Origin of the sequence: Klebsiella sp. NPDC088457 (assembly GCF_044900465.1) — a bacterium.
GTDB lineage: Bacteria > Pseudomonadota > Gammaproteobacteria > Enterobacterales > Enterobacteriaceae > Klebsiella.
Genome location: NZ_JBJDNH010000002.1, coordinates 154,241 through 174,983, shown reverse-complemented (window position 1 = coordinate 174,983; position 20,743 = coordinate 154,241). Strand labels below are relative to the sequence as shown.

Here is a 20,743-nt window from a genome sequence, read left to right as displayed (position 1 = left end):
ATTATGCGTTATTACATTTCCCCCTCACTCATGTGTATGGACATGATGCAGTTGAGCGACCAGCTGAACTTTTTGAACAGCAAAGCGGACAGATTGCATGTCGATGTGATGGATGGCCACTATGTCAAAAACCTGGCACTTTCGACCAGCTTTGTGGCACAAATTCGTCCCTGGACCACCTTGCCTGTCGATGTTCATCTGATGGTCGAAGAACCGATGGCGTTTATCCCGGCCTTGTTGGATGCCGGAGCGGACGCCATCTCCGTTCACCCTGAAACCATCAGTCGTGAAGCCTTCCGCGTGATCAATACCCTGCACCAGGCCGGCAAACAGGTCGGTATGGTACTAAATCCCGCCACGCCGCTGGAGACGCTCCGCCACTATCTGCACCTGCTCGATAAAGTCACCATCATGACCGTGGATCCCGGCTATGCCGGTCAGCCTTTTATTCCTGAAATGGTCGAAAAAATCGCCCAGCTCCAGCAGATCAAGCAACAGCATGGGCTCAGCTTCCTTATCGAGGTTGATGGCTCATGTAACCGCCAGACCTATCGGAAATTGCTTGAGGCCGGCGCTCAGGTGCTGATTTTGGGAAGCAGCGGCTTATTCCGCCCGAATGTACCGCTTGTTCAGGCCTGGGAAACGCTGATCCGGGATCTTGACGAGGCGAGCCATTCCCCGGTCCACGCATAAAAAAGGAGAGAACAATGCCAGGCAAAGTCTGTGTATTTGGTTCATTTAACTTCGATATGGTTGCCCGGGTTGCACGCTTCCCGGTACCCGGCGAATCCCTGGTGGCTTCCGGGAGTATGACCAGCGCCGGTGGCAAAGGGGCGAATCAGGCGACGGCGGCGCTGAAGGCCGGCGCTAATGTCCACTATATCGGCAAGATTGGTGAAGATACTTTTGGCCATTTCGCGCGCCGGCACCTCAAGGCGGTGGGATTTAATGCCGTCACCTTACTGGTGACCGATCAGGCCCCCACCGGTAACGCGCTTATTTATGTCGCCGGCGATGATGCTGAAAACATGATTGCCGTCGATCCTGGCGCCAACATGACGGTGTCCGATGATGAAATTGCCGGTTGTATTGCGGCGATCGGCTGCGCCGACGTGGTGCTGGTTCAACTGGAGAATAACCTGTCTGCTATTGAACAGGTGATTGCCGCAGGCAGGGCCTCCGGCGCCTTTGTCGTGCTTAATCCCGCCCCCTGGCAACCGGTCGACGATGCCTTTCTCGGCAAAGTGGATTTATTGACCCCCAACGCCACGGAAGCCTGGCTGATGACCGGATGTCGGGCAGACGATCTGCCCGGAGCCGGGCAGGCAGCCGAGGTGTTGCACTCGCGTGGGGCGAAAAACGTCATCATCACCCTCGGGGCGAACGGCGCTTTACTGAGTGAGCAGGGCGTGAAAACTCATATCCCATGTTTCCCATCTCACCCCTGTGACACCACGGGAGCAGGCGATGCGTTCAATGGGGCGCTCGCCGCCCGCCTTGCCTGTGGCGATGCGCTCCATGTGGCCACCCGGTTTGCGGCGGCCTATGCCGCGGTCAGCGTCGAAAGACGCGGCGCCTCATCTTTGCCAGATTATGAAGAAGCGCTGGAACGTCTTGCCCGTACCACCTCTGATGTTGAAGTGGCCTGAAACCCTACTGTAAAAAACGATAACGAGGATAGACCATGAGTACGCTGATCACTGACAAAGTGGATAAAGATGCGATTCACAACGAAAAGCTGGATACCAGCGCCTACCTGTCGCATACCCCCTGGCTACAGTTTTTGCTGGTGTGCTGCCTGTTTGCCCTCTGGGGCATGGCAGGCAACCTGAATGACATTCTGATTGCCCAGTTTAAAAAGGGATTTGATCTGACCGATACCCAGACGGCGCTGGTACAGTCGATTTTTTTCCTTGGCTACTTTTTTGTGGCGCTGCCCGCCGCCGCGCTGATCAAACGCTACTCCTATAAAGTGGCGATCGTGATTGGCTTATGCCTGTACGCGCTGGGCTGCTTTCTGTTTGTGCCTGCGGCGCAAATTATGACGTATGGCGCTTTCCTTGCCTGCCTTGGTGTGATTGCCTGTGGCCTCTCTTTTCTGGAAACATCCGCCAATACCTATTCCAGTCTGCTGGGACCGATCCAGTCGTCAACACAGCGCATTAACTTTTCGCAGATTTTTAACTCTCTGGGGGTGATTTCCGGGGTTCTTATCGGCCAGATGATGGTCTTCGGCGAACACGACCCGAGCCACGATCAACTGCTGGCCATGCCCGCTGAGATGGCAGAAGCGGCGCGGCATCAGATGGTAAGCCAGGTTGTCGGACCTTATCTGATTATTGGCTCGGTGCTGGTTGTGCTGGCTCTGGTCTTTGTCTTTATTAAGTTCCCGTCCTGCAAGGGGGAACAATCTCAGCAGCAACAGACGCCTGGCGAGAGTATGGGACCGACGCTGAAACGCCTTTTTGCGCTGCCGCGTTTTCGGCTGGGTGTGCTGTCACAGTTTCTCTACGTCGGGGCGCAGGTTGGCGTATGGAGTTTCACTATTCGTTTCGTACAGCTTGTTCAGCATGGGACCAGCGAGCACTCCGCTACCTACTGGCTGCTGGCCTCGCTGGTGATCTACGCCATAGGTAAAGGTATCGCCACCTGGCTGATGAATCGCCTGAATCCCGCGGCGCTGCTGGGAGCGTTTGCATTGGTGGCGACGGTGCTGCTGCTGGTTGCGGTCTTCAGCCACTCGATGTTAGCGGTCTATGCACTGATACTGGTGAGCTTCTGCATGGCGCCGTGCTGGCCAACCAACTTTGGTCTGGTGATTAAAGGAATGGGCAAAGATACGCAAACCGCCGGTTCCATTGTGGTGATGTCGATCATCGGTGGGGCAGTCATCCCATTAGTGATGGGGATTATCTCCGATCTCAACGGCGGCAATATGCAAATCGCCTTTATGGTGCCGTTGCTGTGCTTTGTGTATGTCGCTTTCTATGGCTTCTGGTGTGTGCGTAAAGGAGTATAAAATGCGTGACCTGATACGTAACATCGCTCATATCGGCTACCAGGTGCAGGATATCGCGCGCTCGTTGGCCTTTTATCAGCCCCTCGGCTTTACGCTGCGGCGGCGTTTTAGCAAACCCTCCGGAAGCGGGAATATTGAGGTGGCGTTTATCGAAATGGGGGGCGTGGTACTGGAGCTGTACCAGCTCCCCAATGGCCTCGCCTTCGATCGCGCTCGCTGCGGGATAGACCATATTGCGCTGGAAGTCAGCGACCTTGCTGCGGTCATGGCGGTGCTCACAACGTTGGGCTATCCGCTGGATAAAGGGCCGGTACAGGAAGAGAAGCTCCGGTTCCTGCTGATTCGTGGCCCGGATGGCGAACGTCTCGAGTTTGACCAGTATCTGGCGTAATACTATTTCCCGGTGAGCCACCATATAAGCAACAGCGGAGGGAAGAGTATAAGCAGAAAAATGGGGAGCTCCTCAGCAAGGCTATAGCCGGCCCTCGTGATGCCAAAGATCATATTCGCGACGGCCACGCCGAGCCACAGCAGTGAAAAAAACAGCGCGAAGGTGACCGCGGCAGGCGGATACACCGCGCTGAACAGTTTGCTCAGCAGACGGCATGCCCCCGCCAGCAGAAAACCGCAGAGCAGAAATAGCAGCGTGCGCATACTCAGACTTCCCTTCATCTCAGGCCGGCGGAACGGACTCTCCGGCCTGCGGTTTCTCTCAGGCCGTACGGTGAGGAGTGAGCAAATCCCCTAATCCGATACGTTGTAAAAACTCTTTGCGAATGCGATCGGCGACGGCGTTAACTACGGCGGCGCCATCATCCGACGGGTCGACATGCACGCGGAACGGGCGCGTGCCGTAGGGGGCATTGACAATATTGACCATCGCCGCGGCAACCTCCTCCACATCCGCCTCTTCGGGTTCGCAGGCGGCCAGGCCGCGCAGCGCTTCTTCGCCCAGGCCGGCGGTAGGCCCGCTTAGGGTATATTCCCGTTCGCGTGCGCTGTCCGCCGGTTTGCCAGAGTGCAGAAAATGGTTGGTACCTTTGGTAAAGGCGCCGGGAACGATAATCGAGCTCTCAATGCCCCAACGCGCCAGTTCCGCGGCATAGCTGACGGCCACCGCATCCATTGCTGCCTTTGCCGCAAAGTAGGGCGCCAGATACGGAGGCGTCCCGCCGCGGGTGCTGCTGCTGCCCACCCACAATAAGAGCCCATGCCCCTGTTTACGCAGCTGCGGCAGGGCGGCGCGGTTCACCCGCTGGGTGCCCAGCACATTAATATCGTAAAGCTGAGTGAACTGTTCCGGCAGGAAAGCTTCCGTCGGTCCGTAGACCATATGGCCCGCGTTGTGCACTACCACATCCAGGCGTCCTTCGCGGGCAATAATGTGCGCTATCGCCGCCTCGGCGGAATCCCCGGACTGAACATCCAGTTCAACGGTGCGCAAATCGACACCGCGCCGGGCGGCATAATCCAGGGCGTGCTGCACCTGCGGCGCGTTCCGTCCGGCGGTGTCACGCATACTGGCATAGACAATATGGCCGGCGTCAGCAAAAGCCCGGGCCGCCAGCGCCCCGAACCCGCTGGAGGCACCGGTAATCAGAATAACGTGTTGCATGATGTGCTCCTGAATAGCGGATAGCGAAACTATCCGCACAGAGTGAAAACGCTGAACTTAGGCAAAACCGCCGTTAACCCGAATGACCTGCGAGTTGACCCAGCTACCGTCCGGGCCGGCGAGGGTCGCGACCACGCTGGCGATCTCTTCCGGCGCGCCGATCCGCTCCAACGGCGCCAGTCTGGCGATGGCGTCAATCTGTTCGGAACTTTTGCCGTTGAAGAACAGATCGGTGCCGGTTGGCCCCGGGGCAACGGCATTGACGGTGATATTGCGCCCGCGCAGTTCATTTGCCAGCACGTGCACCAGGCCTTCGACGCCGGCTTTCGAGGCGATATAGGGACCATAGGCCGGGAATGATTTGGCAATCACACTGGTGGAGAGGGCGATAATACGCCCGCCTTCACTGACCGCTTCCGCGGCGTTCGCCAGTACAAGGAAGGCGCCGCGCAGATTGGTATGAATCACCTTGTCGAAATCGGCGAGGCCCGCAGGAGTGATCTTTGCCATCGGCATGATCCCGGCGCTATGCACCACGACATCCAGACTGCCGGTCACCGCTTTGGCCTCGCTGAACAGGCGGCTGACATCGCTCTCGCTGGCAACATCCGCCTGGATAGCCACGGCGTGACCGCCTTTGGCCGTGATCTCATCCACGGTCTGCTGCGCGGCCTGCGCGTTGCCCGCGTAGTTAACGATGACGGTGAACCCTTCCTGCGCCAGACGTTCGGCAATGGCGCGCCCAATACCGCGGGATGCTCCGGTCACCAGCGCCGTTTTGTGTGTAACATTCATAGTTCTCTCCGGGGGGCTAAGCATTATCCGTTTATTTACGGGTTGCCAGAGATATTAGTGTTTTTCCCGGAGAGATAAATGGGGAGAATTTGATATGATAATTCCATATAGATTAACAATTGATTGAGCTGAAAGGTGGCCGATGGATAAGTTTGATACCCTCGTTCTCTTTACCCGCATTGTGGAGCTGGAAAGTTTCAGCCTGGCAGCGGATCGGCTGGGGATACCCAGAGCGACGGCCAGCAATGCAATAAAAGCGCTGGAAAAAAGCTTAGAGTGTCGACTCCTGGAGCGCACGACGCGACATGTGCGCCCGTCGTTGGATGGCAAGGCCTTTTACGAACGATGTGTGCATATCCTCTCAGAGCTGGATGACGCTGAGTCTTCGCTGCGCCACGCGCTAGTGCGCCCGCGGGGGACCCTGCGGGTGGATCTTCATGGCGCCCACGCGACGCGCATTGTTCTGCCGCGGATTGACGAGTTTCACTCCCGTTATCCGGACATTGAGCTGGTCATCAGCAGCGGCGATCGGCTGGTTGATCTGGTGCGCGAGGGGATTGATTGCGCCGTTCGCGCGGGCAAGTTAGAGGATTCCTCGCTGGTGGCGCGCTATTTAGCGACCATGCCGCAGGCGATCTGCGCCAGCCCGGAATACCTGCACCGCCACGGTTGGCCGCGCTCGCCAAACGATCTTCCGTCCCATCAATGCGTGAATTTTTTCTCTACCAGCAGGGGGACGAACTACCCGCTTGAACTGATGGTGAATGGCAAAGTCCAGGCCTTCTACCTCAAAGGATGGGTCACGGTGAACGATGCGGAAAACTATGTCAGCTGCGCCCTTCGCGGCGCGGGTCTTATCCAGTTGCCTCGCTACCACGTCGAGGAGGAGCTGGCAGAGGGGCGTTTAGTCGAAGTTCTGAGCGAATGGGCAAGCCCCGGGATGCCGCTTTCCGCACTTTATCCACAGCACCGGCAGCTCTCCCCCCGGGTGCGGGTGTTTATCGACTGGCTGAGCGCGCTCTATCAGCAGCGCTTCGCCGCCGGGAATCCCAGGCGCCGGCCGCGGGTACTACACGTTATAAGGGGTGATGACATTAACGACCGACCATGGGCTGGTCAGATCGCGTGGTGCGAGAAAGCCATGAAATACCAACAGCGTCTGGAAAACGGCGCGGGCATCCTGATGGAGGTCGTGTTGAATGACCGCATTGATTTTACCCTCCAGCAGCAGGCGCCGATTTTCCTCATCAACATCATGCCCAAGGTAAGTGGCGATCTCCCGGTTGCATGCGGCGAAAGCGCGCAGGATGGCCGCATTTCCCCCGCCAACGCAATAGACCGCTTGCAATCTGGGGTTCGCGCGCAGCGCCCGACACATCACCTCAAACGTGGGGTCATCCATACCATAGCCTTCACTGATGCGGATAGGGCTCAGCGTCGGCGCCATGGTCCTTAACGCCGCACTGAAACCTGAGACACGCTCTTCCTCACCCAAAAAGTTTTGGCTGCTCAGTACCACCGCAACATCCAGTGCAGCATTGCGCAGCCATTGCGACATGAGATAGGCGGCGGTCCTGCCTGCCGAGAGGTTATCGATCCCAATGTAGCGCAGCCGTTTGCTTTGTGGAATATCGGTAACCAGGGTGACCACCGGGACGCGATGTTTTTGCAGCTCATCAATAGTACGGGCGAGTAGTGGGTGGTTCTCGGCTTTCAGCACAATGCCATAGCTGTCATTGGCGCAGCGCAGCATCAGCTTGCGCATCTCGCGCACGCTGATGGTTTCGAAACAGTGGAAGCGCAGGTTTAAACGAAACGGCGCGAAACGATGAATTTCGTCGATCAAGGCATCGCAAACAAGACGGCTGAAGCGTTGCGGGGTATGTAATATCACATCAACGGCAACGGTTCTGCCCGATGCCAGGTTAGTCCGCTCCTGTAGCTCGAGATCGTTAATTGCCTGGCGTATGCGTCGCTGCGTTTGCGCATGAACCGCCCCGCGTTTATGCAATGCTCGATCCACAGTCGCTTTACTTACACCCGCCTGAGCCGCAATTTGTTTGATGGTAAACTTCATTTTGAGGTTTTTTTGAGGTCATCTGAATCTTTTGTTACTCAAATGTACATGATAATGTATTTAAGTAGTTACTTAATTTAATAAAAATATAAATGCTGGAGTATATGTCGTCGTCGACTACCGGCCTGGTTTACCACTATTTATCGCAGGGATAAGAGACATGTATAAGCATTATTTCCAATCATCGTATATCAGCACCTGAATTCCCCCCTTCATTAATCTGGTTAATATTTTCCCTCCTTTGCGTTGGCAACAGGAGCGGGGGACTATTGCCAAAAAAATAAAGTTTCGCATGTTAATTATTGCGATAGGTTATTTTTTTAACCACAAAAAAATCTGTAGCAGTCCCTGAACTTCAGGGCAATCGTTTTAGCAAGGAAATTATTGAAATGAAAAAAAGCGTTCTCCTGTTATCCAGGTTAATTGGTAGTTTACTGATTATACTGGGGTTGTTGCTTGCCGGTGGCGGGGTATACCTGATCACGCTCGGCGGTTCGTGGTTCTACCTGCCGGCGGGTCTGGCGATGGCGGCGGTCGGGGCAGGCTTATTTAAGCGCAGAACCTGGGCGCTATATATCGCCTGGGGACTATTGCTTATTAGCTTAATATGGGCTTTCGCCGAAGTCGGTAGCGATTTTTGGCAACTGGTGCCGCGAACCATTACTTTCCTGGTGGTGGCGCTATTCGCTACGCTGTTCTCACCGGTATTGCAGAGCGACGCTAAATTAGCGCTGAGCAACAAAGTCTCCACGCTATTGTCTGTAGGGTTGCTGATCGCAATAGTCGCTATTTTCGCGAATATGTTCCGTGTTCATCCTGAAATAGCAGCAGATAATACGCCGTCGAAGGTGATTGACCCGCAGGCGGAAGAGAATAGCGGTGATGACTGGACCGCCTGGGGGCGAAATACGCTCGGGCAGCGCTTTGCGCAATATAAGCAGATCAACACCGCAAACGTTAAAGATCTGAAGGTGGCCTGGACCTACCGCACAGGCGATTTAGCCATCGACGGCGCAGAGTACCAAACCACGCCGCTTAAGGTCGGTGATACGATGTACATGTGTACGCCGTTTAATAAAATTATCGCGCTGGATCCGGATAGCGGTAAAGAAAAGTGGCGCTACGATCCGCATGTGCAGATCACTGACGGCAACAAGCAGTGGAAACGCTGCCGCGGGATTGGCTACGCCGAGATCGCCGCGCCGGCGGCAAATGCCGAAGGTCAGGGCCAAAGCCTGCCGCCAGCGGCCTGCCGTAAACGTATTGTCGGTACGACTATCGACGCGCGCCTTTTCAACGTTGATGCCGAAACCGGTAAACTGTGTGAAGACTTTGGCGACCATGGTTTCGTCAATCTGCTGGATGGTCTGGGGCCAAGAGCGCCGGGCGATTACTATCCGACCTCTGCGCCGCTGGTAGCCGACGGCGTTGTGATGGTGGGCGGCAAGCTGAATGATAACCTCGAAACCGGCGAACCGTCGGGCGTGGTGCGTGGCTACGACGTTCAGAGCGGTAAACTGCTGTGGGCATGGGATCCATCCCGTGGGGCGAAGGACAGTTCGCCGCTGCCAGACGGTCAAACCTATGCCATCGAATCGCCTAACTTTTGGGGAACGGCCTCTTACGATCCGAAGCTGGGGTTGGCCTATTTCCCGACCGGGAACCAGACGCCTGACTTCTGGACCGGGAATCGTCATGGTTATTCAGATGAATACAATGACGCGATTGTGGCTATTGAGCTGAAAACCGGTAAAGAGCGCTGGCATTTCCGCACCGCGAATACCGACCAGTATGACTATGATGTTTCCTCTCAGCCGATTCTGTTCGACCTGCCGGGTAAAGATGGCAAGGTGACCCCCGTGGTCATCCAGTTGACCAAACGCGGTGAAGTGTTCGTCCTCGACAGACGCACGGGGGAACCGGTTTATCCGGTGGAGTATCGCAAGGTGCCAACTGACGCGATGCCCGGGATGAAGGTTGCAGATCGCCAGCCGTTCTCCGCCATTTCAGTGGGCACGACGCCGTTGAAAGAGAGCGATATGTGGGGGGCCTCCATTTTCGATCAGCTGTATTGCCGTATTCAGTTTAAAGAGATGCGCTGGGAAGGGCCGTTTACGCCGCTGTCAGATAAAAAGCGTACGCTGATCTATCCGGGCTACTACGGCGGTTTCAACTGGGGCGGCGGCGCGCTGGATATGTCTACGGGGACGCTTATCGTCAATGACATCCGCATGGCGCAATGGGGCCAATTCATTAAACGTGAAGATGCGGAACGGGAAGGGCTCAAGGCCAGCACCGAAGGTGAATACTCGAAGCAGCTGGGCACGCCATGGGGCGTACAACGCTCAATGTTCATGTCACCGCTTGGGGTACCGTGTTTTAAACCGCCGTTTGGATCGATGACCGCTATCGACCTCACCACCGGGAAAACCCGCTGGCAGGTTCCGGTCGGCAGTATTCAGGATGCGCCGGTCGGCGGCGTCGCTCCGGGCGTCTATATTCCACTGGGGATGCCAACCATGGGCGGTCCGCTGGTGACGAAAGGGGGGCTGACGTTCTTCCATGGCTCGCTCGATTACTACGTACGCGCCTTTGATAACAATACGGGTAAAGAGCTGTGGCGCGGTCGTCTACCGGTTGGTGGGCAGGGCGCACCGATGACCTATGTCGGCAAGGATGGCAAACAATATGTCGTGGTGGTGGCAGGTGGCGCTACGCGCACCGGTACCAACGCCAATCGCGGCGACTACGTGATCGCCTACGCGTTACCGTAAGTCTGCTGACTTCCTGGCAAAGCATTCAGGCAGGTTAAAAAACCTGCCTGATTTATTTTCCACCCGGCGAAATGCCACAACTAACGGGACGCATACGGTGAGACGGGTAAAAAAAAGCTCCGGCGGATAGCGCCGGAGCGGGTATCAATTTACGCCAGACTGAAACTTATTTATTGTCCAGCGCGTAGGCAATCACGTAATCCCCACGGTCCGGAGACTGGCGGGCGCCGCCTGCCGAGATCAGAATGTACTGTTTACCGGTTGTCGGCGAGACATAGCTCATCGGCGTACCGCCGCTGCCAACCGGCAGACGGGCTTTCCACACTTCTTTGCCGCTTGAGGTATCGAAGGCGCGCAGATAATAGTCCTGTGTCCCGGCGATGAACACCAGTCCGCCCTGAGTAGCCAGCGTACCGCCCAGCGTGGGCATGCCAACCGGCATCTGAACACGCATCTTGATACCAAACGGTCCGGTATCCTGTACCGTACCGGCCGGAACCTGCCAGACGATTTTCTGGGTCTTCAGATCGATAGCCGACAGCGTACCGAAAGGCGGTTTCTGGCATGGGATACCCAGCGGAGACATGAAACGATCTTTATTAACGCCATACGGCGTGCCTTTCAGCGGTACGGCCCCCATTCCGGTGTTGACCGACTCGCCGCCGTTGCTGGCTGCCGCCTGATTGTTGTCCTGCTTGATCATCTGTACCCACAGGCCAAGACGCATGTCGTTGACGAACAGGTACTGATTATTGGGGTCAATGGACATACTGCCCCAGTTCATGCCACCCAATGAGCCCGGGAAGCTCAGGGACTTATCGGTATCCGGCGCGGTGAACAGACCATCATAACGCATCGATTTGAAGCTGATACGGCACATCAGCTGGTCGAACGGCGTTGCGCCCCACATATCCGATTCGGTCAGCTTTTCATTGCCAATCGATGGCATGCCGACAGAGAACGGCTGCGTTTTAGAATACTGCTCGTGCGGAATCGTTCGGGTTTTGACCGGCAGTTCTTTGACTTCGGTCAGCGGCTTGCCGGTCAGACGGTCGAGCACAAAGATCTGTCCGGTTTTAGCGCCAATCACCACCGCCGGTTTGCTGGTGCCATCCTTCATCGGGAAGTCGATGAGGCTGGGCTGCATCGGCAGGTCGAAGTCCCACAGGTCGTTATGAACCGTCTGGTAAACCCACTTCTCTTTACCGGTGGTCGCATCGACGGCCAGCACGGACGCGCCATATTTGTGGTTGAGCGCGGTACGGTTGGCCCCCCACAGGTCAACGGATGAGCTACCCATCGGCATGAACACGGTATTCATCGCCGGATCGTAAGACATCGGGGCCCATGAGTTAGGCGTACTGCGGACGTAGGTCTGTCCCTCCTGCAGTTTGGCCGTAGGATCCTGGTTACCCGGGTCGAAGGCCCAGCGCATCTGACCGGTAATGACGTCGAAGCCACGAATGACGCCGCCAGGCATATCGGTTTGCACGTTATCGGCGACACGGCCGCCGACCACAACGGTGGTTCCGGCGAGAGTCGGGGCAGAGGTCAGCTGATATTTCGGATCGCTGGCGTCACCCAGACCGGCTTTCAGGTCAACGATGCCGTTATGACCAAAGGCGGAGCAAAACTCACCGTTATCAGCGTTGATGGCGACCAGGCGGGCATCGATGGTGTTCATCAGGATACGGCGCTGACAGGTGTCACCGGCGGCCAGCGTCGGCAGCGGTACCGGGGTAGAATCCGGCACGGTAGGCTGAACGATGGGCTGGGTGGCATCGAAATAAGCCAGACCGCGGCAGCGGTTCCATACCTGGGATTGGGCGTTGATTTCACGTTTCCAGATCTGCTTACCGCTGTTGGCGTCAACGGCAATCACGTTGTTATGCGGAGTACAGAGGAAAACTTTATCCCCCACCTGCAGCGGCGTTTGCTGATCTTCCGCGCCGTTCCCGCCAGGGCTGATCGGAATATCGCCGGTATGGAAAGTCCAGGCGACCTTCAGGTCTTTGACGTTGTTACGGTTAATCTGATCGAGTGCGACGAAGCGGTCACCGCCGGGGGTATTACCGTAGTTTTCCCAGTTTTTTTGCGCTTTATTTTGCTCAACCGGGATCAGCGGCAGCTCTTCCCCTTTGAAGGCGACGGTCGGGTGCGGCTGGAACATTTGTACGAAGGCGCCAAGCATGCCGGCGGCTAAGACAACCGCGAGGGTATAAGACAGCTTGCTGAAGCTGCTTTTGCCTTCGCGCTGACGCAGCGCAGGCCAGGTGGCAAAACCAAACAGCATAAAGCCGGTGGGAACCATCAGACGGGAGACCAGCGGCCAGAAATCCCAGCCGGCATCAAATAACGCCCAAATCAGCGTCCCCAGAAAAACCAGAATGAACCACACCACAGCAGAGGATTTACTGCGGAAATACTGGACGGCAGAGAAGAGCATCACTATGCCGGCAATAAGAAAATACCCGCTACCGCCGAGAGAGATCAGTTTTCCCCCTTCAATGGCAAAGAACAGGCCGCTAAGACTTAGCGCCACCCCTAATATACAGCACCATATCCTGAGCACAGGGCTCGGCCGGTCGTGTAATCCAGACATGCAGGAACTCTCCGAAAAAAGCGTGATAGTTGTTACAAGGTCATGCCGGCCGGTGTCTTCTGTAGAAACAAGAACAACGACCTCAGCATAATCATTCAGCACGGCATTGTACCACTTGGTTCGTTTGAGTGTTAACTACCCATGCTTTTTAAACCATTTTTTTAACAAATTTGTACAATCGTCGTTAAAATACCCTTTTAAAACGATCTGAACAGCGGGAGGAAAACCTGAAACCAGCGTCAGTTAACCGAATGGTCCGCAGATGGCGTCTGCGGGATCACAACAGCGGAAGAGGGGATATGACGTCTGTTCGTTTGCGCCGCTGTTGATACGAAGGTTGCGCGGACTTGTCCCCGGCGCGGGATATGCTTTAATTACCCTGACTGCGATTTCCGCATCATGTTGAACCGAAAAGGAGTTCATTAAATGAAGAAAACCCTGATTATCTCGTTGCTGTCCGTCATGGCTTTTTCAGCCTGCGCCGGGAGTGAATTAACGGTCAGCGATCTGGCGAAAAATAGACAGACTCACGCCCTGTTTGCGCAGATGACGCAACACCACACGCTACCAGATTGGGTTGTCCAGGGGGGCACTTCATCGCAGGCGCAGAACGTGACCATTGGCGGCGTCCGCTATGTCGTTCTCCAGTCCTGCAAGCCGCATGACTGTGCGTCACAAAGTATTGCGGTGCTCTATTCTCAGGAGGCGCAAAAAATGACCGGCGTCTTTTCCGTGAGCGCTGAGGACGGCGCTGAGCAGAAACTCAGCTGGCTGAATGTTCCCGATGAGCTTTCGATAGACGGTAAAACGGTGCTTTTTGCCGCGCTGAGCGGCAGTCTGGATACCCATCCGGAGAGTTTTCACTTTAAATAATCCGCCGGCTTGAGGGGCAATCCGCGCCGGGGTTTTAGTCGCCGCTGGCTGAACAGGCGCCTGCCGCCGATTTTCCGCGGCGGCCGGTGCCTCAACGACGGGCAAGGCTGGCGCGCCTGTCCCGCCCGTTATGCTTCAACGGCGATGCGTAACTTTTTCATCGCATTTTGCTCCAGCTGACGCACCCGTTCCGCCGATATCCCGTAGCGTTCCGCCAGTTCGTGCAGCGTGGCTTTACTGTCTTCATCCAGCCAGCGCGCGCGGATAATCTCCTGGCTGCGCGGATCCAGATTCTGCAGGGCATCTTCCAGACGGTGGCTCGCCCGATCTTCCCAGCTGTGCTCTTCGAGCGCTTCGGCAAAATCGGAAGACGTATCCTGCAGATAGAGAGCAGGGGCCGTGGCATGGCTCTGCGCATCATCATCGGGCTCCCGATCGAAAGCCATATCCTGTGCCGCCAGACGTGATTCCATCTCCTGGACATCTTTCGCTGATACACCCAGCTCCCGGGCGACCATCTCTATTTCATCATGATTGAACCAGCCAGAACGCTGCTTAGCCTTTCTCAGATTAAAGAAAAGCTTGCGCTGGGCTTTAGTCGTCGCCACTTTAACGATGCGCCAGTTACGCAGCACGTACTCGTGGATCTCGGACTTGATCCAGTGTACGGCGAACGACACCAGCCTGACTCCGACGTCAGGGTCGAAACGGCGTACGGCTTTCATCAGCCCGATGTTGCCTTCCTGGATCAGATCGGCCTGCGGTAACCCGTATCCGGAATAATGCCGCGCAACGTGAATCACGAAGCGCAGGTGTGACAAAATCAGGCTTTTCGCCGCATCGAGGTCGTTATTATCCCGCAGATTACGCGCGAGATTTTGCTCTTCATCGAGCGATAACATTGGGCAGGCGTGGGCCGCCCGAATATAGGCATCGAGGTTGCCAACCGGAACTAACGCTAAGTTAGACATTTCTTTCGTCATGCAGATCCTCACAGTCAGGGATAGCGCAGTCCGTCTGACGAACTGCGGTGTCTAAGTCGATAGGGTATTGGGATTGTAGGGCGTGTCGGATCTAAGACAAACATCTTATCCACAAGTTCACCTTGTTTATGTGAATATTTTATACACATATCAACTATTTGATATGTATAAATTTATTTCCTTATAACTACCGGAGAGGTGGGCGGAGGGGAGCGCTGTATCGTTTGCCATCCGCAATGGCCGAGGAAACGGGCCGGTTTCGCCGGGCGAGGGCTTGCGCTAAAATCACGCCACTAGCAGAATATATAGCCGGAAATAAGCAGAAAAATATGATGCACTATTTTAGGGATAATGATTTATACCAGCATTTGCACGACATGGTATGGAATAGCGATATACCGGTGCTGCGGGTGATTGCAATCTTTATTCTTTTACACTGCGTGGCCCACTACCTGGTTTTGCCGTATCTCGATCGCAAAGTCGCCAGGAAAAAAACATCAAAACTGACGATAATTACCCATCATCACTTCTTTCATCGCATGGTCTTAACCCTGCAAGGGGCAGTGCTGGCCGCCCAGCTGTCATTCATTGTCAACCCACACCATGAAATACTGGCGTGGATCCTGACCGGCGCGCGGATCTGGACCCTGACATTTGCGCTGCTCGCGTTTTATGCCTTTATTGATGTTATCTGCGATTTACTCAAAACGAACCTGCAGTTTAAGGGCTTGCCTTATCATGGCCTTCAGCAAAGCCTCAAGCTGGTGGGGGCGGTGATCTATATTATTTTACTTATTTCGCTGCTGGTGGATAAATCGCCGCTCATTCTGTTCAGTGGCTTAAGCGCCATTGCGGCGGTGCTTTTATTAGTCTTTAAAGACCCGCTCCTGGGGCTGGTCGCCGGGATACAGCTTGCCGCAAATGATATGCTGCAGCCGGGAGACTGGATTGAACTGGATTCCCCTGGCGCCAATGGCTCCGTCCAGGATATCGGGCTGACGACGGTCAAGGTGCTAAATTTTGACAATACCATCACCACGATCCCGACCTATACCCTGGTTTCCGGCTCGTTTAAAAACTGGCGCTATATGGTGGAGCATGGCGCCAGACGCATCCAGCGCACGATTAATGTCGATATCGCCACGGTACGCATCCTGAGCCCTGAGGGGAAACAGGCGATCGTTAATCATGACGCATTAGCGCCGCTGATGGCCGCTGACTCAGCGGCGGAAACCAATATCGAACTGTTTCAGGAATACGCTAAAGCCTGGCTGGCGCAGCATCCCGCTATCAGAACGGACATGACGCTGATGGTCAGACAGCTGCAGTCCACCACCTACGGTTTGCCGGTCGAGTTTTATGCCTTTGCCAGCCAAACCGAGTGGATCGCCTTTGAGAAACTACAGAGTGCGATCTTTTCTCATCTGATGGGCGTCATCTCGTTGTTTGATCTGAAGATCCATCAGCTTTCATGAGCACATAGCATCCCGTTATTACACCTTCTGCTACGCTTAAAGCGGATTTCACCCGCGGCAAGTCAGGAGGGGGAAACGCCTGATTGCTGGCGCGCAAAACAGGCCCGGCGCACCGGTAAGCGGGTCAGTAATATGAGCAGATGTCTTATTTAAGGACGTTATAAAATGATTGTGCGCCCACCGCAACACTGGTTTATTCGCCTGTTTACCTGGCATGGCTCCGTACTCTCAAATATTATTTTCCGCCTGTGCCTCAATGTTGGCATGTCCATCATCGCCATTATTTTGTTTCAATGGTACGAACAGCTCGGCATTCACCTGACGGTCGCGCCGTTCAGCCTGTTAGGGATTGCCATTGCCATCTTTTTGGGTTTCCGCAATAACGCCACCTACAGTCGTTTTGTTGAGGCTCGGGCATTATGGGGCTCGCTGGTTATTTCTCAGCGCAACATTATGCGGCAGTTTATGAATTTACTCCCGGAGGAAAAGGCGCTGCATAACATCATTGCGGATTATCTGATAGCCTTCAGCTGGAGTCTTAAGAACCAGCTGCGCAATAATGAAGCCTCTTATGAGGTTTACCGCATTCTCCCCAAAAGCGTGTTTATGCAGGTAATGTACAGCCCGTTCCCGACCAATAAAATCCTGTGGCTGCTGGGAAATGAGATTGGCGAGCTGCGCCGGAAGGGGGCGATCAGCGATATCAATTTCAATCTGCTCAATGACAGCATTAACGAACTGGCTCATGTGCAGGGCGGCTGTGAACGAATTGCCAACACCCCGGTCCCTTTCGCCTACACGCTGATTCTGCAGCGTACGGTCTATCTTTTTTGCACGCTCTTGCCCTTTGCGCTGGTAAGCGACCTCCATTATATGACGCCCTTTGTTTCCGTATTTATTTCCTACGCCTTTCTATCGTGGGATGCCCTGGCGGAACAGCTTGAACGGCCTTTTGGCACCGATCCCAACGACCTGCCGCTCAACGCTATCTGCAACACCATCGAACGTAACCTTGTGGATATGACCCGACAGAAACCTCTACCACCGATACATCAACCCGATCGTTATTTTAATCTGACATAACCACGCTCTCCGGCCCCTCATTCCGAGGCGGCCAGCGGGTAGGGAGAGCCAATCATGGAGATACATTATGCTAAATTTTGACCGTCGTACTCCTCAACTTCTGAGTGAAGAGATACTCAAAAAACAGCGCGGCGTTTTGCTGGTGGTTGCCTTCCTGTTACTGGTTGGCGGACTTATGTGCCTGGTCAATCCGTTTGCCACCGGGACCGTATTGAGCATTTTCGTCGGCGTTCTGCTGATGTTGAGCGGCGCGGGATTGATCGTTGGCATGTTTGCCAACCGCGCGCAAAACACCTGGCCTACGATCGGCGGTATTCTGCTTGGTATCGCCTATCTACTCTTTGGCTATGTTTTTATCACCAGCCCGCTGGCGGGGATTCTGGCGCTAGCGGTGTATCTGGTGGTGCTGTTTGCTTTTGGCGGTATCGCGCGCCTGGTCGCGGGGTATGTACATCGCGGGCTGCCGGGAAACTGGCTGCAGTTTGTCATCGGTATTCTCGATCTGGTCATTGCCTGGACGCTGACCGGTTCAGGGCCGGAAGCTTCGGTGACGCTGGTCACCGCGATTGTGGGGATTGAGATGCTGGTGAGTTCTTTCGGCTTGTTCCAGGCCGCCAGCCTGTTTAAACGCAGTTAAGCGCGGCGGGTAAAAAACCGGGCTACCTGGGTAGCCCGGTCTGTTCTTAGTGTGTTCTCATGCCGGCGGCGGCCATCAGCAGCTTAAACAGCGTCGCCACCACTCCCAGCGCCAGCACGCTGGCCGCCCAGATAATGACCATCCACATCAGCTTTTTCCAGAACGGGCGAGGCGTTTCGTTTTCGCTGTTCATAGCCGTGTTCTCCGTTGACGTATGCATCAATGATAGCCCTCATCAGGTTTGATTTTGCCGCGGAAAACATAATAGCTCCAGCAGGTGTACATCAGAATGACCGGGATAATCAGCAATCCCCCCACCAGCATAAAGCCCTGGCTCTGCGGCGGAGAGGCGGCCTGCCAGATAGAGATCGACGGCGGAATAATATTTGGCCAGATGCTAATCCCGAGGCCGGTAAAGCCAAGGAAGATCAGTCCGAGGGTCAGCATAAAGGGACCATAGCTTGCCCGGCGGTTATAGGCGCTGCGGACAATACCCCAGCAGCAAACGAGGACCAGCAACGGTACCGGCAGGAACAGGATGATATTCGGCAGGCTGAACCAGCGGCTGGCGATGTCCGAATGGGTTAACGGCGTCCAGATGCTGATAATGGCGATAATGGCCAGCAGCCCCAGCGTCAACGGGATCGCCAGTTCGGACATCCGGCGATGCAGCGCCCCTTCGGTTTTCATAATGAGCCAGGTACAGCCAAGCAAGGCGTAAGCCGCAACCAGACCGACCCCGCAGAACAGCGGGAAGGGCGCCAGCCACACCAGCGCAGAGCCGCTATATTCCCGCCCGGTAACGCTCAACCCGTTCAGCAAGGTGCCGACGGCAATGCCCTGGCTGAAGGTGGCAATGATGGAGCCGGCGATAAACGCTTTATCCCAGATATGCCGATGTTCAGGCGTCGCTTTAAAGCGAAACTCAAAGGCCACGCCGCGGAAGATCAGGCCCAGCAGCATCGCGGTTAACGGAATACTCAGCGCGTCGATAATCACGGCATAAGCCAGCGGGAAGGCGCCAAACAGCGCCGCGCCGCCCAGCACCATCCAGGTTTCGTTACCATCCCACACCGGGGCGACGGTATTCATCATCATATCGCGGTCGGTTTCATCTTTATTAAACGGGAAGAGAATACCAATCCCGAGGTCGAAGCCGTCCATCACGATATACATCAACGTGGCGAAGACAATGATGACGAACCAGATAATTGACAGATCGATACCCATTATTTGTTTCTCCCACGCGTAGCCATGGACTCACTGACCGCCGAGAGCGGTCGTGCAGGCGTGCCAACCGGCGTAACCTGGTGTTCGTCGGCATGCACCGGACCTTTTTTAATCAGGCGCACCAGATACATATATCCCACGCCAAAGACGGAGCTATACACCACAATAAAGGCAATCAGGCTCAGCGACATATGCAAATCGCCGTGCGCGGAAACCGCATCACGCGTTCGCTGCACGCCATAGACTACCCACGGTTGACGCCCGATTTCCGTGGTGAACCAGCCCGCCAGAATGGCAATCAAACCGGAAGGGCCCATACACAGCGCGAAATAGAGGAACGGCTTCGAGCTGTAGAGCCGCCCGCGCCAGCGCAGCCAGGCGCTGACCACCCCGAGCAGAACCATTAACATCCCCAGTCCGGCCATCACGCGGAAGGACCAGAAGATAATGGTGGAGTTGGGGCGATCTTCTTTCGGGAAACTCTTCAGCGCAGGAACCTGTTTATCCAGACTGTGCGTCAGGATAATGCTCCCCAGATAAGGAATTTCGACCTTATATTTGGTCTCTTCGGCATCCATATCCGGCAGGCCGAACAGTACCAGCGGGGTGGCTTCTCCGGGTTTGTTCTCCCAGTGTCCCTCGATGGCGGCGATTTTGGCCGGCTGATGCTCAAGGGTATTCAGTCCGTGCGCATCGCCGAGCATGGCCTGAATCGGCGAGACGAGCAGCGCCATCCACAGCGCCATAGAGAACATTTTGCGGATCGCGGGCGTATCGTTGCCTTTCAGCAGATGCCAGGCCGCGGATGCGCCAACAAAGAAGGCGCTGGCCAGGAAGGCGGCCGTCGACATGTGAAGCAAGCGGAACGGGAAGGACGGATTGAAGATGATTTTCAGCCAGTCGACCGGGACGACAACCCCGTTTTCAATCGCGTAGCCCTGCGGCGTGTGCATCCAGCTATTGGATGCGAGGATCCAGAAGGTGGAAAACAGCGTGCCCAGCGCGACCATACAGGTGGCGAAGAAATGTAAGCCGCGTCCCACGCGATGCCAGCCAAAAAGCATCACGCCGAGGAAGCCAGCCTCAAGGAAGAAGGCGGTGAGCACTTCATAGGTCAGTAAAGGACCGGTAATACTGCCGGCAAATTGCGAGAATCCGCTCCAGTTGGTACCAAACTGGTAAGCCATCACCAGCCCTGATACCACCCCCATACCAAAGTTTACGGCGAATATTTTCGACCAGAAATGATAGAGCTCCTTATAGGTGTCATTGCGTGTTTTAAGCCATAGTCCTTCGAGAACGGCCAGAAAACTGGCGAGCCCGATAGTAATTGCTGGAAAAAGAATATGAAAGGAGACAGTGAATGCAAACTGTATCCTCGCTAAATGGAAGGCATCTAATCCGAACATAGCTCACCTTTACCCCTAATCAAACTAACAGGTACCAGGAAAACCCTTATCTAAATCAATAAATAAGAGAACGTGGTGCAAAGCATCAAGAATTGAATTTGTTTAAAAACAACCAGTATGAATTGTAACGCAAAATTAACACTCGTGCCGGATAATAGTAAGTTGTTAATT

18 protein-coding genes and 1 pseudogene are annotated in these 20,743 nt (G+C 55.1%); 10 read left to right on the top strand and 9 right to left on the bottom strand.

What is annotated here, in order from left to right:
- The first annotated feature begins 3 nt into the window (after window positions 1–3).
- From alsE to ACI2JR_RS02965, 4 genes are read left to right on the top strand one after another with little or no spacing between them, the layout of a single operon-like run.
- Entirely contained in the window at window positions 4–693 is a 690-nt protein-coding gene (alsE, locus tag ACI2JR_RS02980) for a D-allulose 6-phosphate 3-epimerase (RefSeq protein ID WP_462477828.1), read from the top strand.
- Between the two features lie 14 nt (window positions 694–707).
- Window positions 708–1,649, top strand: a complete 942-nt coding sequence (locus tag ACI2JR_RS02975; protein ID WP_132731032.1) for a ribokinase — start codon at window positions 708–710, stop codon at window positions 1,647–1,649.
- A gap of 35 nt (window positions 1,650–1,684) precedes the next feature.
- The gene (gene fucP, locus ACI2JR_RS02970; RefSeq protein ID WP_132731033.1) at window positions 1,685–3,019 is read left to right on the top strand and encodes an L-fucose:H+ symporter permease; all 1,335 of its coding nucleotides are present in this window, start codon (window positions 1,685–1,687) and stop codon (window positions 3,017–3,019) included.
- Window position 3,020: 1 nt separating this feature from the next.
- The gene (locus tag ACI2JR_RS02965) at window positions 3,021–3,410 is read left to right on the top strand and encodes a VOC family protein (RefSeq protein ID WP_462477827.1); all 390 of its coding nucleotides are present in this window, start codon (window positions 3,021–3,023) and stop codon (window positions 3,408–3,410) included.
- A 2-nt stretch (window positions 3,411–3,412) separates the two neighbouring features.
- On the opposite strand, the gene ACI2JR_RS02960 is transcribed toward ACI2JR_RS02965, so the two are convergent.
- From ACI2JR_RS02960 to ACI2JR_RS02950, 3 genes are read right to left on the bottom strand one after another with little or no spacing between them, the layout of a single operon-like run.
- Window positions 3,413–3,673 carry a hypothetical protein gene (locus ACI2JR_RS02960; protein WP_462477826.1) on the bottom strand — a complete coding sequence of 87 codons (261 nt, stop codon included), beginning with the start codon at window positions 3,671–3,673 and terminating at the stop codon, window positions 3,413–3,415.
- A gap of 58 nt (window positions 3,674–3,731) precedes the next feature.
- Entirely contained in the window at window positions 3,732–4,634 is a 903-nt protein-coding gene (locus ACI2JR_RS02955; RefSeq protein ID WP_462477825.1) for an SDR family NAD(P)-dependent oxidoreductase, read from the bottom strand.
- A 57-nt stretch (window positions 4,635–4,691) separates the two neighbouring features.
- Complete coding sequence (locus ACI2JR_RS02950; RefSeq protein ID WP_462477824.1) at window positions 4,692–5,429, bottom strand: SDR family oxidoreductase; 738 nt, start codon at window positions 5,427–5,429, stop codon at window positions 4,692–4,694.
- Between the two features lie 142 nt (window positions 5,430–5,571).
- Here ACI2JR_RS02950 and ACI2JR_RS02945 point away from each other — a divergent pair.
- A pseudogene (locus tag ACI2JR_RS02945) lies at window positions 5,572–6,435 on the top strand (LysR family transcriptional regulator); the annotation flags it as partial.
- 63 nt (window positions 6,436–6,498) lie between these two features.
- Here the strand turns inward: ACI2JR_RS02945 and ACI2JR_RS02940 are convergent.
- On the bottom strand, window positions 6,499–7,506 hold the full coding sequence (locus ACI2JR_RS02940) for a LacI family DNA-binding transcriptional regulator (RefSeq protein ID WP_263075233.1): 1,008 nt from the start codon (window positions 7,504–7,506) through the stop codon (window positions 6,499–6,501).
- Window positions 7,507–7,895: 389 nt separating this feature from the next.
- Here ACI2JR_RS02940 and ACI2JR_RS02935 point away from each other — a divergent pair, with 389 nt between their 5' ends.
- Window positions 7,896–10,280 carry a membrane-bound PQQ-dependent dehydrogenase, glucose/quinate/shikimate family gene (locus ACI2JR_RS02935; protein ID WP_462477823.1) on the top strand — a complete coding sequence of 795 codons (2,385 nt, stop codon included), beginning with the start codon at window positions 7,896–7,898 and terminating at the stop codon, window positions 10,278–10,280.
- 166 nt (window positions 10,281–10,446) lie between these two features.
- Here ACI2JR_RS02935 and ACI2JR_RS02930 read toward each other — a convergent pair whose 3' ends face one another.
- Complete coding sequence (locus tag ACI2JR_RS02930; protein WP_462477822.1) at window positions 10,447–12,882, bottom strand: glucose/quinate/shikimate family membrane-bound PQQ-dependent dehydrogenase; 2,436 nt, start codon at window positions 12,880–12,882, stop codon at window positions 10,447–10,449.
- A 426-nt stretch (window positions 12,883–13,308) separates the two neighbouring features.
- Here ACI2JR_RS02930 and ivy point away from each other — a divergent pair, with 426 nt between their 5' ends.
- Window positions 13,309–13,755, top strand: coding sequence for an Ivy family C-type lysozyme inhibitor (gene ivy, locus ACI2JR_RS02925; protein ID WP_462477821.1), 447 nt, complete (start codon window positions 13,309–13,311; stop codon window positions 13,753–13,755).
- Window positions 13,756–13,883: 128 nt separating this feature from the next.
- Here ivy and rpoH read toward each other — a convergent pair whose 3' ends face one another.
- Window positions 13,884–14,738: an RNA polymerase sigma factor RpoH gene (gene rpoH, locus ACI2JR_RS02920; protein WP_462477820.1), complete on the bottom strand. Its 855-nt coding sequence runs from the start codon at window positions 14,736–14,738 to the stop codon at window positions 13,884–13,886.
- Between the two features lie 329 nt (window positions 14,739–15,067).
- Between rpoH and ACI2JR_RS02915 the strand changes: the two genes are divergently transcribed.
- The 3 genes from ACI2JR_RS02915 (at window position 15,068) to ACI2JR_RS02905 (ending at window position 17,933) form a co-directional block, all read left to right on the top strand.
- Window positions 15,068–16,213 carry a mechanosensitive ion channel family protein gene (locus tag ACI2JR_RS02915; protein WP_462477819.1) on the top strand — a complete coding sequence of 382 codons (1,146 nt, stop codon included), beginning with the start codon at window positions 15,068–15,070 and terminating at the stop codon, window positions 16,211–16,213.
- A gap of 165 nt (window positions 16,214–16,378) precedes the next feature.
- On the top strand, window positions 16,379–17,296 hold the full coding sequence (locus ACI2JR_RS02910; protein ID WP_132731045.1) for a bestrophin family protein: 918 nt from the start codon (window positions 16,379–16,381) through the stop codon (window positions 17,294–17,296).
- 67 nt (window positions 17,297–17,363) lie between these two features.
- Window positions 17,364–17,933 (top strand): HdeD family acid-resistance protein, encoded by a 570-nt coding sequence (locus ACI2JR_RS02905; protein WP_462477818.1) that lies wholly within the window; start codon window positions 17,364–17,366, stop codon window positions 17,931–17,933.
- A gap of 46 nt (window positions 17,934–17,979) precedes the next feature.
- Here ACI2JR_RS02905 and ACI2JR_RS02900 read toward each other — a convergent pair whose 3' ends face one another.
- The 3 genes from ACI2JR_RS02900 to ACI2JR_RS02890 are packed head-to-tail and all read right to left on the bottom strand — an operon-like array spanning window position 17,980 to window position 20,572.
- Entirely contained in the window at window positions 17,980–18,126 is a 147-nt protein-coding gene (locus tag ACI2JR_RS02900; protein ID WP_132731047.1) for a DUF2474 domain-containing protein, read from the bottom strand.
- Between the two features lie 26 nt (window positions 18,127–18,152).
- A complete protein-coding gene (gene cydB, locus ACI2JR_RS02895) occupies window positions 18,153–19,163 on the bottom strand; it encodes a cytochrome d ubiquinol oxidase subunit II (protein WP_132731048.1) in 1,011 nt (336 codons plus the stop codon).
- Window positions 19,163–20,572, bottom strand: coding sequence for a cytochrome ubiquinol oxidase subunit I (locus tag ACI2JR_RS02890; RefSeq protein ID WP_132731049.1), 1,410 nt, complete (start codon window positions 20,570–20,572; stop codon window positions 19,163–19,165). The genes cydB and ACI2JR_RS02890 overlap by 1 nt, the downstream gene beginning before the upstream one ends.
- Between the last annotated feature and the right edge of the window lie 171 nt (window positions 20,573–20,743).